Source organism: Lentzea sp. JNUCC 0626 (genome assembly GCF_043632865.1).
Lineage (GTDB): Bacteria > Actinomycetota > Actinomycetes > Mycobacteriales > Pseudonocardiaceae > Lentzea.
In genome coordinates this window covers 3,316,757-3,333,194 of the sequence record NZ_CP171635.1, presented here as the reverse complement: position 1 = coordinate 3,333,194, position 16,438 = coordinate 3,316,757, and the positions used below count along the sequence as shown (strand labels likewise).

Here is a 16,438-nt window from a genome sequence, read left to right as displayed (position 1 = left end):
GGTGTGGTCAGACCACAGCTTAGCCCTGTGGCCTGACCACAGGTAGAGTTCTGCCGTGCGAACCCATGAACGCGTGCTCGCGTGGATCGAGGCAGAGCTGGAGGCGGGCCGGCTCGCGCTGGGCGGCAGGCTGCCGGGGGAGCGGGTGCTCGCGGACCGGCTCGGTGTCTCCCGGCCGTCGGTGCGCGAGGCCGTGCGCGTCCTGGAGTCGCTCGGCGTCGTCCGCAGCGCGACCGGGTCCGGGCCCACCGCGGGCGCGATCCTCATCGCCGACGCGGCCGCGGGCATCGGGGTGGCGTTGCGCCTGCACGTCGCCAGCCGGAGCGTGCCGGTGCGCGACGTCGTGACGTTGCGCGTGCTGGTCGAGAGCTGGGGGGTGCGGGAGGCGGCGGCCGGAGCGGACGACGAGAGGCTCGCGAAGGCGGCCGCGCTGCTCGACCGCATGGACGCGCCGGGGCTCGGAGCAGCCGAGTTCCTGGAGCTGGACGGCGAGTTCCACGCCATGCTCGCCGACTCGGCGGGGAACGGTCTCGTCACCGCCGTGATGTCCGGCGTGCGCGGCGCGGTCGGCAACTACGTGCGGGCCGGTGCGGCCTCGTTGTCCGACTGGCCCGCGATGGCGCGAAGGCTGCGGGCCGAGCACCGCGACATCCTCGCCGCGGTGCGGGCCGGACAGCCCGACGAGGCGGAACGGGCTGTCCGGGCGCACATCGAGGGGTTCTACCGCGACTCCGGGGTCGCCTGACCGCAGTACCGGTTCACGCCGTCGCGCGTTCCCGCTCGATCTGCTCGAGCGACTTGCCGACGGTGTCGGGCATGTAGAAGTAGCCGATGAACCCGGCGATCGCGAGGAACGCGGCGAGCAGCAGACCGACCACGCCGATTCCCGCCGCGGCGAGCACCGGGACGAAGAAGCTCCAGATGCCCAGCACCACGCGGGCGACGCCGAACGTGAAGCCCTGCGCGGTGCTGCGGAGCATCGTCGGGAACAGCTCCTGCGAGAACGTCTTGTAGGTCGCCTCGCCGGCGATCGTGCCACCGATGCCGAACAGGATCACGTTCGCCAGCACCAGCGGCACCGTGAACGGGAAGACCAGGAACAGTCCGTACGCCACCACCGACATGATGGAGCCGACGCCCCACATCAGCCGCCGGGCGCGGTAGGTCGAGTCGCTGTGCCTCATCACGATGAAGATCACCACGACGATGCTGATGCTGAACTGCGCGCACGCCAGCGCCACGCCCGCCGCCTGCGAGCCCGCGTTGAGCGTCGTGACGATGTACGGCGTGAAGATGCCCGCCGTGCCCGCCGCGAGACCCCAGAACGTGTAGATGGAACCCGTCCACAGCAACGCCTTGAGGTTCGCGCCGCGGAACAGGGCCGCGAACTTCGTGCCGGCGCTCGCCGCCGTGGTCGAGGCCGCCTGCCAGACGGTGGACTCCGTGATGCCGCGCCGCAGCGCCCAGGTGATCATCGCGACCAGGAACAGTTGCAGGAACACCAGCCTGATGCCCAACACGCCCAGCGGGGCCACCGCCAGCGCCATCAGCAGCACGACCACGGGGCCGAGGCTCCAGGCGACCTGGGTGAAGCCGACCAGCCGTCCTCGTCCCTTCGCGGGCGAGATCTCCCCGACGAGCGCGAGCGAGGTCGGGACGTCGGCGCCGACCGCGACGCCGACGATGAACGTGCCGATGAACAGCATCGCGGGGTTCATGCTGGCCGCGATGAGCAGGATGCCGAACGCGTAGACGAGCAGGTCCCACTTGTAGATCTTCTTGCGGCCGAGCTTGTCGCCGAGCCGCCCGCCGGCGAACGCGCCGATCGCGCAGCCGATGGCGTTCGGGCCGATGGCCGCGAGCGCGCCGACGGCGAAGCCGGAGAGCCCCATCATCTCCTGGAACAACGGGAGTGCGGCGCCCAGCGCGACGATCGACCCCGCGTCCAGATAGGACGCCATGCCCGCCAGCGCCGTCCACTTCCACTGCTGACGCGTGATGCCGGTGGTCGTGCCCGGTGCTGGTGGCGCTTCACGTGAGGTCATCGGCTTCGCCCCTGTCGTCGTCGACACTTGAAACGATTTAATCGGGCACCGTAGCCGCTCCGAACTGGTTCGACAAGGTCTCTTGACCGTCCTGTCTCGACAACCTACGGTCGGATTGTTGAAAGGTTTCAATGGCGTGGTGAAGGAGCGTGACCGGTGGCGGAAGTGGCGGAGAACGTGCGAGCCGCTCTGCGTGACCTGCGCATCGAGACGCCGTCGTGGGCGTACGCGAACTCGGGTACGCGGTTCAAGGTGTTCGCGCAGGCAGGAGTGCCGCGCACCCCGCAGGAGAAGATCGCTGACGCGGCGGTGGTGCATCGGCTGACCGGGGTCGCTCCGGCGGTGGCGCTGCACATTCCGTGGGACGCGGTCGACGACTACGCGGCGCTGTCCGCGTTCGCGCGTGAGCAGGGCGTCGAGGTCGGCGCCATCAACTCGAACGTGTTCCAGGACGACGACTACAAGCTCGGGTCGGTGACCAACCCCGACCCGAGGATCCGCCGCAAGGCGACCGACCACCTGCTGCACTGCGTGGACGTCATGGACGCCACCGGCAGCAAGGACCTGAAGCTGTGGTTCTCCGACGGCATCAACTACCCGGGCCAGGACAACCTGCGCGCCCGGCAGGACCGGCTCGCGGAGGCGTTGCGCGAGGTCTACGACCGGCTCGGTCCGGACCAGCGGATGTTGCTGGAGTACAAGCTCTTCGAACCGGCCTTCTACGCCACCGACGTTCCTGACTGGGGCACGTCCTTCGCGCACTGCGTCGAACTGGGACCGAAGGCCGGCGTCTGCATCGACACCGGTCACCACGCTCCCGGCACGAACATCGAGTTCATCGTCGCGTTCCTGGTGCGCGCGGGGAAGCTCGCGGCGTTCGACTTCAACTCCCGCTTCTACGCCGACGACGACCTGATGGCCGGTGCGGCGGACCCGTTCCAGCTGTTCCGGATCATGTTCGAACTCGTGCAGGCGAACGCGACCAGGACGGACGCGGGCATCGCGTTCATGCTCGACCAGTGCCACAACCTCGAGGCGAAGATCCCGGCGATCATCCGCTCGGTGCTCAACATCCAGGAAGCACAGGCGAAGGCGCTGCTCGTCGACGAGGTGGCGCTGGAGAAGGCACAGGAGTCCGGTGACGTCCTGGCCGCGAACGCCGTCCTGATGGACGCGTTCTCCACCGACGTCCGGCCGTTGCTGCGAGCCCTGCGCGACGAGCAGGGCCTCGACCCCGATCCCGTCGAGGCCTACCACCGTTCCGGCTACCAGCAACGGATCGAGACCACCCGAGTCGGCGGCGTGCAGGCGGGCTGGGGAGCCTGATGCCCGAGCAGGAGGAAGACATGAGCCGCGTGACCGTCGACCAGCTCCTCGCCAGGAGCAACCGCCTCGGCGCCGATCCCACGACCACGAACTACGCGGGCGGCAACACCTCCGCATCCGGCACCGCCGTCGACCCGGTCACCGGGGAGGACGTGGAGCTGTTGTGGGTCAAGGGATCCGGCGGAGACCTCGGCACGCTGACCGAGCAGGGCCTCGCGGTGCTGCGCCTGGACCGCCTGCGTTCGCTCACCACCGTCTACCCCGGTGTCGAGCGCGAGGACGAGATGGTCGCCGCGTTCGACCACTGCTCGTTCGGCAAGGGCGGTGCCGCGCCGTCGATCGACACCGCGATGCACGGCCTCGTGGACGCGCCGCACGTCGACCACCTGCATCCCGACGCGGGCATCGCGATCGCGACGGCCGCGAACGGCGAGGCGTTGACGAAGGAGATCTTCGGCGACCGCGTGCTGTGGGTGCCGTGGCGGCGGCCGGGCTTCCAGCTCGGGCTCGACATCGCGGCGGTGCAGGCCGCGAACCCGCAGGCGATCGGGGTGATCCTCGGCGGGCACGGCATCACCGCGTGGGGTGCCACGAGCGACGAGTGCGAGGCCAACTCCCGCACGATCATCGCCGAGGCCCAGCGGTACCTCGACGACCGCGGCGTGGCCGAGCCGTTCGGTCCGGTGCGGCCGGGCTTCGAGCCGTTGCCCGGCGACGAACGCCGCGCTCGTGTGGCCGCGCTGGCACCGGTGATCCGCGGTCTCGCGTCCACGGACCGGCCGCAGGTCGGGCACTTCACCGACTCGGACGTGGTGCTGGACTTCCTGTCCAGGGAGAAGCTGCACGCGCTCGCCGCGCTCGGCACCAGCTGCCCGGACCACTTCCTGCGCACCAAGGTCTCGCCCCTGGTGCTGGACGTCGCCCCGGACGCGCCTCTGGACGTCGCGATCGCACGGCTCAAGGAACTGCACGAGCAGTACCGCGCCGACTACGCCGCCTACTACCAACGGCACGCGCTCCCGGACAGCCCCGCCATGCGCGGTGCCGACCCGGCGATCGTGCTGGTGCCGGGCGTCGGCATGGTCAGCTTCGGCGCCGACAAGCAGACCGCACGGGTTGCCGGCGAGTTCTACGTCAACGCCGTCAACGTGATGCGCGGCGCCGAGGCCGTGTCCGCCTACGCGCCGATCGCCGAATCCGAGAAGTTCCGCATCGAGTACTGGTCGCTGGAGGAGGCGAAGCTCGCCCGCCGCCCGAAGCCCAAGCCGCTCGCGGGCCGCGTCGCCCTCGTCACCGGCGGCGGTTCGGGCATCGGCCGTGCCGTGGCGCACCGCCTCGCCGCCGAGGGCGCGTGCGTCGTCGTGTCCGATCGGGACGGTGCGGCCGCCGCGAAGGTGGCGGAGGAACTGGGTTCCGCGGACGTCGCCGTGCCGGTGACCGTGGACGTCACCGACGCCGCCGCCGTCCAGTCCGCTGTGGACGCCGCCGCGCTCGCGTTCGGCGGTGTCGACCTGGTGGTGAACAACGCCGGCCTGTCGATCTCGAAGCCGTTGCTGGAGACCACCGACGCGGACTGGGACCTGCAGCACGACGTGATGGCGAGGGGCTCGTTCCTCGTCTCCCGCGCGGCGGCCCGGGCGATGATCGCCCAGGGCCTCGGCGGCGACATCGTCTACATCTCCTCGAAGAACGGCGTGTTCGCCGGCCCGAACAACGTCGCGTACGGCGCGGCGAAGGCCGACCAGGCGCACCAGGTGAGGCTGCTCGCGGCCGAGTTGGGCGAGCACGGGATCAAGGTCAACGGCGTGAACCCGGACGGCGTGGTGCGCGGGTCGGGGATCTTCGCGGGAGGCTGGGGAGCGCAGCGAGCCGCGGTGTACGGCGTGGCCGAGGACGATCTCGGCGCGTTCTACGCCCAGCGCACGCTGCTCAAGCGCGAGGTGCTGCCCGAGCACGTCGCCGCCGCGGTGTTCGTCCTGACCGGGGGCGACCTGCGGCACACGACCGGACTGCACGTGCCCGTGGACGCTGGTGTAGCCGCCGCCTTCCTGCGCTAGTGGTGTGGCTTGGACCGCCCAGCAGGATCCGTCGCGGCACCGCCTCCACACCCCCGTGCAACCGGTACGAGGGCGTGGGGGCGGCACCCCGACACACCCGTCTGAACAAGAACACACCGGCCACACTCCAAGCCACACCACCAGGAGATCAACGATGACCTCACTCGCCGAAACCCCCGCCGTGCTCACCCGTGCCGCGGTCCGGCCCACGAAGGTGGGCCTCGTCGCGGGCGGGCTGGGCGCCTACTGGCCGCAGTTCCCGGACCTGCTGCCTCAACTGCAGCGGTCCGCCGCGCGCGTCTCCGAACGGCTCGGCGCGATCGAAGGTCCGATCGAACTGGTCGACGTCGGCTTCATCTCCGACGCCCAGGAGGGCGCGGTCGCCGCGGAACGCCTGCGCCAAGCCGGCTGCGACCTGATCGTCGGGTTCCTCACGACGTACATGACCGCGACCATGCTGCTGCCCATCGCACAGCGCAGCGGCGCGCCGGTGCTGCTGATCAACCTGCAGCCCACCGAGAAGATGGACCACGCCACGTTCGACACCGGCGCCTGGCTCGCCTACTGCGGGGCGTGCCCCCTGCCCGAGATGGCGAACGCCTTCGAACGCGCGGGCATCTCGTTCCGCTCGGTCTCGGGCTACCTGGAGGACGAACGGGCCTGGCAGCGGATCGAGCGCTGGGTCCGCGCGGCCGGAGTGCGCGGCGGACTCCGGCACGGCAGGCACGGTCTGATGGGCCACCTCTATCCCGGCATGCTCGACGTCTCGACCGACCTCACCTCGGTGTCCACCCAGCTCGGCGGGCACGTCGAGGTGCTGGAGCTCGACGACCTGCGGGTGCGGGTCGAGCGCGTCACCGAGTCCGAAGTGGACGAACGCAAGGCGCTGGCGCGCGAGTTGTTCGAGTTGGACGACTCGGTCGACGAGGACGACTTCTCCTGGGGCGCCAAGGTGTCCGTCGGCCTGGACAGGCTGATCGACGACTTCGAGCTCGACTCGCTGGCCTACTACCACCGCGGTCTCGACGGCGAGCAGCACGAACGGCTCGGTGCGGGCCTGATCCTGGGCGCCTCGCTGCTGACGGCACGGGGCGTGCCGGTCGCGGGAGAGTACGAGCTGCGCAACTCGCTCGCCATGCTGATCATGGACCGGCTGGGCGCCGGGGGCTCGTTCACCGAGTTCCAGGCGCTCAACTTCGCCGACGACGTCGTCGAGATGGGTCACGACGGGCCCGCGCACCTGGCGATCTCCGCCAGCCGCCCGTTGCTGCGCGGTCTCGGCACCTACCACGGCAAGCGCGGGTGGGGCGTGTCGGTCGAGTTCGACGTGAAGCCCGGCCCGGTGACGCTGTGCGGTCTCGGCCAGCGCCGCGACGGCAGGTACGTCCTGGTCACGAGCGAGGGCACGGTGGTGCCAGGACCGTTGCTGCGCATCGGCAACACCACCAGCCGCGTCGACTTCGGCGAGGACCCCGGCGAGTGGACCGACCGCTGGAGCGCGTCCGGCGTCGACCACCACTGGGCGCTCGGCACCGGTCACCGGGCCGCCGACCTCGCCGCGGTCGCCGAGCTGATGAACCTGGAGTTCGTGCGCGTATGACCGTCACCGTGGCGGCCGTCGACCTCGGAGCGTCGAGCGGCCGCGTGCTGAAGGCCGTGGTCGGGCCGGACCGGCTCGAACTCCACGAGGTGGCCCGGTTCCCCAACGGTCCCGTCCGGCTCGGCGACACCCTGCACTGGGACGCGCCTGCGCTGTACAGCGGCGTCCTCGGCGGACTGGAGGCCGCCGGTTCCCTCGACGGCGTCGGCATCGACTCGTGGGCCGTCGACTACGGCCTGTTGGACTCCACCGGCGCGTTGCTCGGCAACCCGGTGCACTACCGCGACTCCCGCACCGACGGCGTCGCGCAACGGTTGCACCAGCGGCTGCCCGACCTCTATTCCACGAACGGCCTGCAGGAGCTGCCCTTCACGACGATCTACCAGCTCGTCGCGGCGGCGGGCACGCCCCAGCTCGAGGTGGCCCGCAGCCTGCTGCTCATCCCCGACCTGCTCGGATACTGGCTGACCGGCAGGCGGGTCGCGGAGACGACGAACGCCTCGACCACCGGGTTGCTCGACGCGACCACGCGCGAGTGGGCGCAGGAGCTGATCACCGCGATCGGCCTCCACCCCGGCCTGTTCCCGCCTCTGGTGACACCGGGAGAGGTCATCGGCGACCTGCTCCCGCACGTGCGGGAGGACGCCACGCCGTTGATCGCGGTCGGCTCGCACGACACAGCGTCGGCGGTGGTGGGCGTTCCGGCGACGAACCCGCACTTCGCCTACGTGGCAACGGGAACGTGGTCGCTCGTCGGCGTCGAGCTGGCGAAACCGGTGCTGACGCCGGATAGCCGCGCCGCGAACTTCACCAACGAGCTCGGCGTCGACGGCACGGTCCGCTACCTGCGCAACGTGATGGGCCTGTGGCTGCTGCAGGAGTGCCTGCGCGAGTGGGGCGACCCCGACCTCGGCGAGCTGCTGGAACGGGCAGCCGCGCAGCCGGCTCTCGCCGCCGTGGTCGACGCGGGCGACCAGGAGTTCATCCCGCCCGGCGGCATGACCCAGCGGATCGTCACGGCCGCCTCCCGGCACGGCGCACCGCCGACGTCCCGTGCGGCGGTCGTGCGGTGCGTGCTCGACAGCCTTGCGCTGGCCCACCGGCGCAGCGTCCGCGAGGCCGCCGCGCTCTCCGGCGCGAAGGTCGAGGTCGTGCACGTCGTCGGTGGCGGTGCGCGCAACGAACTGTTGTGCCAGCTGACGGCGGACGCCTGCGGTCTGCCGGTGATCGCCGGACCGGTCGAGGCCGCGGCCGTCGGCAACGCCCTCGTGCAGGCTCGCGCACTCGGTGCGCTGCAAGGAGATCTGACCGCGTTGCGCGAGCTCGTCGCCCACACCCAGCCGTTGCGGCGCTACGAGCCCAGCGGCTCCGGCGCGGTCTGGGACGAGGCGGAAAGACGACTCACACCCCTGCGATGAAAGGGAACCAACAACGATGTTGCCCCGACGTGCGTTGGCGTTAGCGGCGTTGCTCGGTCTGCTGCTCGCCGGCGCCCCACCCGCACTGGCTCATTCCCCAGAACGTTCCGTGAAGCTGGTCAACAAGGACAGCGCGGGCAACGCCGCCATCCGGTTCGACGTCAACGGCAACGCGATCGACGCCCACGACGGCCAGATCCAGCGGTTCGGCGACACCTACTACCTCTACGGCACCTCCTACGGCTGCGGTTTCGAGTGGAACACGCCGGGAGCGAGGTTCTGCGGCTTCGTCTCCTACTCCTCGCCTGATCTCGTCAACTGGACGCCGCGCGGCCCGCTGTTCGACGCCCGCGGCGAGACGTGGCAGAAACGCTGTGACGGCAAGACCTACGGCTGCTTCCGCCCGCACGTCGTGCACAACAAGAAGACCGGCAAGTACGTGCTGTGGATCAACACCTACGACAACGGTGTCGGCTACCGCGTCTTCACCTCCTCGAACCCGACATCGGGCTTCCGCGAGGTCGCGGCACCCGACCTCGGCCCGGCGGAAGGGCCGGCAGGCGGCGTGAACTACGGCGACCACCAGGTCTTCGTGGACGACGACGGCACGGCGTACCTGGCGTTCACCGACTGGCGGCGCTCCGGCGACCTGATCGTCGAGAAGCTCGACCGCACGTACACCACGGGATCCGGCCAGTGGAGGCGGGTGGGCATCCGCGCCACCGAGGCGCCGACGATCTTCAAGCGCGACGGCCGCTACTACCTCACCTACTCCGACCCCAACCGCGGCTACACCACCACGGGCACGGGGTTCGTCACCGCGTCGAGCCCGCTCGGCCCGTGGACCGGCACCGGTGTGCGGCCGGACGCGTGGCAGGCCTCCGGTGGCGCGCTGCGGATCGACGGCGGCGACGTCGGCCTGAGCAAGGCGGGGGAGTCCTGGCGCGACTACACCTTCACCGCCCAGGTCACCCCGGAGCAGGCGACGGCGGGGAACTACGCGCAGGCCGGGCTCGTCGTGCGCGGCTCCAACGCCGGCGACTACCGCTGGCTGATCGGCAACTACCCGCACCCCGGTGCCACCGGCGGCAACCTGACCAAGCTGATCCCCGGCAAGGGCGCCACGACCGTGCCGTTGCCGATGACGATCACCGCCGGTCAGCGCTACGAGTTCAAGGTCGAGGTGTCGGGCGCGACGATCAGGACGTTCGTCGACGGACAGCTGGTCGACACGACGACGGATCAGGCAAGCCCGGCCGGGCGGGTCGGATTCCGCCAGCACACCGGCGAACGCGCCTCTGTCGACAGCGTCTCGGTGACCACCCCCGACGGCACCGTGCTGCTGACCGACGACTTCTCCGGTGATCTGTCCCAGTGGGACACTCCCGGTGCGATCCTGACCGGTACCAACATCACCACCACTTCGTGCGGTGGCCAGCCGACCGACGTGCTGAAGCTCGACACCAGGTCCGGCCCGCTGTACCTCTACCAGTCGGACGTCTGGATGAACGCCAAACCGAACGAGGCGCTCGCCAAGCACTACTGGCAGCCGTTGCGGTTCGACGCGTCCGGTGCGATCAAGCCGATCGAGTGCGGGATCTCCTACGACGTCACGATTCCGGCCCGCAAGGAGAAGACGCCGCGCACTCCGGCCGTGTCGACCGGGAACGCCGGATACCAGACGCACTGGGACATCCGCGGTGGTCTCGCGCGGGCGCAGACCTTCACGGTCCCCAAGACCGGCAAGCTGACCGAGGTGCGGTTCACGAGCTTCCAGACCGGTTATCCGGAGGCCGGTCTCACGCTGGAGCTCAAGCGGCTGCGTGACGGCGTTCCCGGCGAGACCGTCGCGTCCACTGTGGTCGCACGGGAGAACGTGTCCTGGGCGGCGTCGTGGGTCCCGCTCAGCCTGTCGTTGAAGGTGAAGAAGGGCGACCAGTTCGCCCTCGTGGTGCGGACGACTTCGGGCACGGGCTCGTACGGCATCGCCTACACCGACACCGATCCGTACTCCGGCGGCAGTGCGTTGATCAGCAACGACTCCGGAGCCACCTGGCGGACGGAGGCAGGCCGCAGCCTGCACCTGGAGGCCGAGATCCGGTAGCAGCCCGGGGGAGGGGACGCGAGGGGGAGGCAGCGTGGCCTCCCCCTCTCGGCCTGCCGGGGTCAACTTTGACGGAGCAGCCGCACCGGACCGAACAAGTCGGCGAGGGTGCCGCGAACCGTCACCTCGACCTCGTTCACACCTTCCCGCACCAGCTCGGACACGTCGAACCGCCACGGCCTCACATCCGTACGGGCTCAATGAAACGATCTAAAGCATGTTTAGCGGCCGTTTTGTCGAGTTGCAAACGATAGGATTGAAACGTTAAAACCGGAGAGGCGCAGGAGGACCGGATGTCTCGCAGAAGAGTGACGACGTTATCGGCGCTGCTTGCCGCCGTGCTGTGCACTACGACCGCTCCGTTCAGCCAGGCCGCACCGACGCGGAACGTCCCGATCGCGAACCACAGCTTCGACCAGGACGCGATCACCGGCACGTACGCGCCCGCGTTCGAGGTCCGCGTCGCTCCGCCCGCAGGATGGGACGACGCCGGAGGCGGTGGCCAGCGGGGCTTGCTGGCGCCGGACGCGCCCGGTGCGGAGCGGTTCTATCCGGGTGTCACGTCTGGACTGCACGGCGACAAGGTCGACTACCACCACGGCGGGCCGTCCCGGATCACCCAGGTGACGAACGAGCGCCTCGCCCCGCACACCAGATACGCGCTGACCCTCGGCACCGGTACGCGCACCACCACCGAGCAGTTCGCCGGCTACGACATCAGGCTCGAGACGGAATCGGGGAAGCCCGTCGGCAGCTGGACGGGCGTGAACACCAACCCGGCGGCACCCGGCACGTTCACCGACGTCACGCGCTCGTTCGTCACCGGTCCCGCACCTGTGGGACGAGGGGAGCGGCTCCGGATCACCCTCGGCCAGGTGGGGTCCGTGTTCGGGTACGCGGACCTGGACGACGTGCGACTGACCGCGACCAGGGTTCGTCCCCGCGCCCACGGCCAACCGATCGACGTCGTCGTGGTCGCCGGGCAGTCCAACGCACACGGCTGGGCCTCCGACACCGCGAAGCTCAGCGAGGCCAACCGCCACTACGCCACCGCGCCGAATCCCCACGCGTTGCTCGGCTACCGGCAACGCAATCTGCCGGAGCCCGCGGACAACATCGGCTCGATGGGGCAACTCGCCCCGCAGGGGGCCGGGTTCGTGTCGCACTTCAGCGGGTTCGGGCCCGAGCTCTCCCTCGGCACCGATCTGGCCGACCGGCGCGGAAGGGTCGCCGTCATCAAGTACGCCGTCGGCAGCTCCGGGCTGGCGAGGAACTACCTCAAGCAGTCGCCCTACGGCGCACCTCTCTACGGAGACTTCCTGACCCAGCTCACCACGGGCCTGGACCAGTTGCGGCAGCAGGGTTTCGCGCCTCGGCTGCGCACGGTGTACTGGCTGCTGGGCGAGACCGACTCGGGTGACGGCACCGCCGCCGCTTATGGCGCGAACATGACGAAGTTGATGGCGGACCTGCGCACCGATCTCGACGCGCCGCGCCTGTCCGCGGTGCTCACCCAGATCAACCCGAACATGCCGGCCCTCGTCGGACGGCCGGGCGTGGCACAGGTGAACGAGGCGATGGCCGCGATGGCAGCCGCTGATCCGGCCCGCGTGCGGTACGTGCGCACGGACGACATCCGCGACGGGTTCGCCGACATCATCCACTACAGCGCCGACCAGTCCGTCCTCATCGGACAGAGGTGGGCGACAGCACTCCGTTGATTCGACGAGGGTCCGGCCAGTCGGGTCGTTCAGGCGTTCGAACCGGACGTCGAGGCGCGGATCACGAGCTCCGGCCGGAACACCACCTGCCGGTGCACGTGACCGGGGTCGCGGGCGATCTCGGTCACCAGCAGTTCGGCTGCGGTCCGGCCGAGCAGGGCGCGCGGCTGGGCCACCGAGGTCAGGGGCGTGGTGGCCACCTCGGTCATGGCGATGTCGTCGTAGCCCACGATCGCCAGCTCGTCCGGTACCGCGACCCCCAGCGACGTGGCGTGCTGGAGCAGCCCGAGCGCGACGAGGTCGTTGCCGCACAACACCGCCGTGGGTCTGCGTGCGGAGGGCAGGCCGAGGATCCGTTCGCCGCCCCGCCGTCCGGCGTGGACGTCCAGGCGCTCGCTGGTGACCACGAGGAGGCTGCCGCGGCCCGTGCGGCCGATCGCCCTGCGCGCACCCCTCACCCGGTCGGCGATCTGGGGGAACCCGCCGGTGCCGCCGAGGAACGCGAGGCGGTGGTGGCCCAGGTCGAGCAGGTGGGTCGCGGCCAGGTCGCCGCCGAGCACGTCGTCGGCGGCCGCCGAGCAGAACCCGGTGCCCAGGTGCCGGTCGACGAGCACGACGGGGATGCCGCGCCGGGGCAGGGCGCGCAACCTCTCGTCGCGGTCGTCGGCCGGCGTGACCAGGACTCCTTCGGCGCGTTGCTGCTCCAGCAGGTCCAGGTAGGTCGCCTGGCGCCGGGGATCGCGACCGACGTCGCCGACGAACAGCGAGAGGTCGTGCCGTTCGGCCTCGTCCCGGATGCCGCGGCTCACGTCGGCGAAGAACGGGTTGGTGGTGTCTAGCGCGAGGTAGGCGAGGGTGCGGCCGGGTGCGCCGCGCAGGCGGCGTGCCGAGTCGTTGCGCACGAAGCCCAGTTCGGTGATCGCGGCGTGCACCCTCGTCCTGGTGGCCTCGGCGACGGCCTCCGGGCGGTTGAGCGCGTTGGAGACCGTCGCCACCGAGACGCGGGCGAGGGCGGCGACGTCCCGCATCGTCACCATCGCCGCCCTCCCTTCGTCAGGCGTGCACGCCGAACTCGTAGACGATCGGCTGGATCAGGGTGCGCGACGTGAAGTGGACGCGGACCCGGGAGCCGGTCACCGCCGGGAAGGAGATCTCCCGGTGCTGGTCGATCGGTGTGGAGCCGGTGAACGCGATCTGCCAGGACGAGCCGGTCCAGTACTCGATCCGGAACCCCGAGGTGCGGGCGCCGTACTCGGAGAGCGTGACCTTGGAGAACGTCCGGTTCACCCCGAAGTCCGCCTGGAGCCACTCGCCGCGGTACCGGCCGTTCGCCGCCTGCCAGTTCGTGGCGAGCGACCCGTCGAACGCCCGCGCGGCCTCCTGTCCCGCCGCGTAGGTCGAGCTGGCGCTGAACGACGCGCCGGCGGTGAGGGTGGGAGCGAGCGTCGACCGCACGCCCAGTTCGTAGACGATCGGCGCGGTGCCCTCCCACGTCAGGAAGACGACGCGCACGCTGGTCGCGGTGACCGCGGGGAAGTGGACCGCCCGGAACTCACCGAACGGGGCGTTCCCGGTGTACGCGGCAGACCAGCCGGTGCCGTTCCAGTACTCGACCCGGAACGTCCTGGTGCGGCTGCCGTACTCGGACACCGTGACCTGGTCGAAGGTCCTGGGAGCGCCGAAGTTCGCTTCCAGCCACTGCGGTCCGGCGCAGCCGCCGCAGGCCTGCCAGTTGGTCGTCAGGTCGCCGTCGCCCGCCTTGGCCGCGGTCTGGTTGCCGTCGTAGGTCGAACTGGCGGCCATCGTCGCGGCGCGGGCGAGGTTGGCGGGCGGGTCGAAGGCGCCGAACTCGTAGATGATCGGCGCGTTCGCGGTGCCCGAGGTGAAGAACAGCCTCAGCCTGCTGGTCGTGACGGCCGGGAACGAGATCACCCTGGAACGGCCGATCGTCGTGCCGGTGTGGGCGGTGGCCCAGGCGCTGCCGTTCCACTGCTCGATCCGGAAGCCGGTGGTGCGGTCCCCGTACTCGGCCAGGGTCACCTGGCTGACCGTCCGGTTGCCGCCGAAGTTCGCCTCCAGCCACTGCCCGGACCAGCACCCGTTGCAGGCCTGCCAGTTCGTGCCCGCATCGCCGTCGAACGCCTTCGCGGCGCCCTGGTTCGCGTCCCACTGGGAACTGGCGCTGTAGGTGGCGCCCTGGGTGAGTCCGCGCCGCGCCGGGTAGGTCTCGGTCATGACCGGGCTCGCCGCTCGTCCGGTCGACGTGGCCTGCGCCCTCACTGTCACGGCCGTGGTGCCCGCGATGGTGATCGGTCCGGTGTAGACGGTGCTCGACGCGGTCGGTGCCGACCCGTCCACCGTGTAGCGGATCGTGCTGCCCGCTTCGGCCGTCAGCCGGACCTGGGCCGAGCCGTGCAGATCGGGTGCCGCGAGCGACGCGGTGGGGGCGCCGGTCACCGAGGCCCGTGCGCCCTGCTTCGTGACGCGCAGGACCCAGTCCGACTCACCCGGCTTGGGCGGGACGGTCCACGCGCCGCCGTTGGACGTGATCGTGTTGCCGATCGTCTGGTAGGTGCCGGTGCGCGGGTCGAACCACACGGCGCGGTAGTGGGCGTTGTCGTCCATCTGCCGCAGGACGCCGGATTCGGTGCTGCCGTTGGCGAAGAGCACCACGTAGTTGTCGTTGCCCTTGGACGACAGGTAGCCGCCGGCGCCGACGGTGCCCCAGGCCGCGTCGTCGAAGCGCGGCGTCTGCAGCCACCACTCGAAGGACCGGTAGAAGTCGCGGAAGTGAGTCAGGCGCGGTCCGGTGGGGGTGTTGGCGCCGTCGTACCACCACGAGTAGCCGTCCTGGTCGAGCAGGTACTCGGTGCCGGCGTCGAGCGGCTGGCCGGGCGCGGAGTAGATGTCGTTCCAGACGCCGTTCACGCCGAATCCGTACCCGAAGTAGCCGAGCTGGAACGACTTGTACCCGGCCGAGAGCGCCATGTTGTGGTCCGCGCTGTACACCAGGTCCTCGTACGAGGTCTCGTACGCGAGCGCGGGTTTGGCGGGCGAGACGTCCCAGTAGCGTTTCGCGACGGTCTTGTTCCAGTTGCCCTTGTCGATGATCTGGGCGGCGAAGCCCGTGTGCCAGGACCTGTCCTTGAAGGTCGAGTCCGGCACGTTGGTCGACCCGGTGTGCTCCTGGTGCGGCATGATCGGGTGCTGGTAGGAGTCGGTGGCCGCGAGCGTGTCCCCGACGGCGAACCACTTCGACAGCGTGGTGCTGTTGTAGGTGTTGTAGTGGTTCTTGTCGATCTCCTGCGCGAGCGTCCACACCGCCGGGTACGCGCCGAACCGCGCGACCCAGTAGCGCGCCATCGCGGCCATGAACGCGTCGGTGAACACGGGGAAGTTCGCCGGATCCCTCGCCCACGTGACCTGGGCGTTGGCGTGCACCAGGCCCTTGTCCGCGACGTAGGCGAACTTGCGGTCCAGGTTGGCGAAACCGGGCAGGTCGGCGGCGGAGAAGCCGTTCGTCAGGTCCGCGACCGGCTCCTCGTCGGGGCCGGTGTGCGTGCCGCCGTGCGCCTGCCAGATCGGCTCGGACTGGAACACGGTGAAGCCCTGCTCGACGCGTTTGTCCACTGTGTACTTGAACTGCGACGCGACGCCCGGTGCGTTGGAGGTGGAGAACCGCTCGTGCGGCATGATCCAGTGCGTGTCGCCGAGCCAGAAGAACGGCGTGCCGTCCGCGTAGGTCAGGTGGTGCCCGTCCGCGCTCTTCTTCAGGAACCCGCGCTGGTAGATCTCCAGCGAGCCGGCGTACGGGACGGCGTCGATCGTCCGGACCACGTTGTGCAGCCCGGAGTCCGCGGTGTTGGACGCCGAGGTGGTCATGGTCCACAGACCGGTCCTGGTCGGCGCGAACCTGACCTTCCAGGTGTTCCCGCCGTCCCAGAACGCGGGCCGGGTGACGACCGTGCCGCCCGGCCCGGCGAACGTGGCGTTGACCTGCACGCCGGTCAGCGGGTCGGGGTAGGACTGGGTGGCGGTGAGGACGAGCTCACCGCTGCGCCAGCGTTCGACGGTCAGATCGGCCGCCCGTGCGGGGGAGGCGACCGCGACGAGCAGCGCTGCCAGCACCCCGAGGGCGACCAGCAGTGCGGTGTGCCTGCGTAACAC

10 protein-coding genes are annotated in these 16,438 nt (G+C 70.3%); 7 read left to right on the top strand and 3 right to left on the bottom strand.

The annotated features are described in order from the left end of the window. Positions 1–55 precede the first annotated feature (55 nt). A complete protein-coding gene (locus JNUCC0626_RS14500; protein WP_394620260.1) occupies positions 56–745 on the top strand; it encodes a FadR/GntR family transcriptional regulator in 690 nt (229 codons plus the stop codon). Between the two features lie 13 nt (positions 746–758). On the opposite strand, the gene JNUCC0626_RS14495 is transcribed toward JNUCC0626_RS14500, so the two are convergent. Further along, entirely contained in the window at positions 759–2,045 is a 1,287-nt protein-coding gene (locus tag JNUCC0626_RS14495) for an MFS transporter (RefSeq protein WP_394620259.1), read from the bottom strand. 156 nt (positions 2,046–2,201) lie between these two features. On the opposite strand from JNUCC0626_RS14495, the gene rhaI reads away from it, so the two are divergent. The 6 genes from rhaI to JNUCC0626_RS14465 all read left to right on the top strand — a co-directional run bounded on the left by rhaI (position 2,202) and on the right by JNUCC0626_RS14465 (position 12,271). Further along, on the top strand, positions 2,202–3,371 hold the full coding sequence (gene rhaI, locus JNUCC0626_RS14490) for an L-rhamnose isomerase (RefSeq protein WP_394620258.1): 1,170 nt from the start codon (positions 2,202–2,204) through the stop codon (positions 3,369–3,371). Positions 3,372–3,391: 20 nt separating this feature from the next. Continuing rightward, positions 3,392–5,428, top strand: a complete 2,037-nt coding sequence (locus tag JNUCC0626_RS14485) for a bifunctional aldolase/short-chain dehydrogenase (protein ID WP_394620257.1) — start codon at positions 3,392–3,394, stop codon at positions 5,426–5,428. 154 nt (positions 5,429–5,582) lie between these two features. Beyond that, positions 5,583–7,028 (top strand): arabinose isomerase, encoded by a 1,446-nt coding sequence (locus tag JNUCC0626_RS14480; protein ID WP_394620256.1) that lies wholly within the window; start codon positions 5,583–5,585, stop codon positions 7,026–7,028. Beyond that, on the top strand, positions 7,025–8,446 hold the full coding sequence (locus JNUCC0626_RS14475) for a rhamnulokinase (RefSeq protein ID WP_394620255.1): 1,422 nt from the start codon (positions 7,025–7,027) through the stop codon (positions 8,444–8,446). The genes JNUCC0626_RS14480 and JNUCC0626_RS14475 overlap by 4 nt, the downstream gene beginning before the upstream one ends. A 16-nt stretch (positions 8,447–8,462) precedes the next feature. After that, entirely contained in the window at positions 8,463–10,550 is a 2,088-nt protein-coding gene (locus JNUCC0626_RS14470; protein ID WP_394620254.1) for a family 43 glycosylhydrolase, read from the top strand. Between the two features lie 293 nt (positions 10,551–10,843). Further along, complete coding sequence (locus JNUCC0626_RS14465) at positions 10,844–12,271, top strand: sialate O-acetylesterase (protein WP_394620253.1); 1,428 nt, start codon at positions 10,844–10,846, stop codon at positions 12,269–12,271. Positions 12,272–12,300: 29 nt separating this feature from the next. On the opposite strand, the gene JNUCC0626_RS14460 is transcribed toward JNUCC0626_RS14465, so the two are convergent. Next, on the bottom strand, positions 12,301–13,308 hold the full coding sequence (locus JNUCC0626_RS14460) for a LacI family DNA-binding transcriptional regulator (RefSeq protein WP_394620252.1): 1,008 nt from the start codon (positions 13,306–13,308) through the stop codon (positions 12,301–12,303). A gap of 16 nt (positions 13,309–13,324) precedes the next feature. Further along, entirely contained in the window at positions 13,325–16,438 is a 3,114-nt protein-coding gene (locus JNUCC0626_RS14455; RefSeq protein ID WP_394620251.1) for a discoidin domain-containing protein, read from the bottom strand.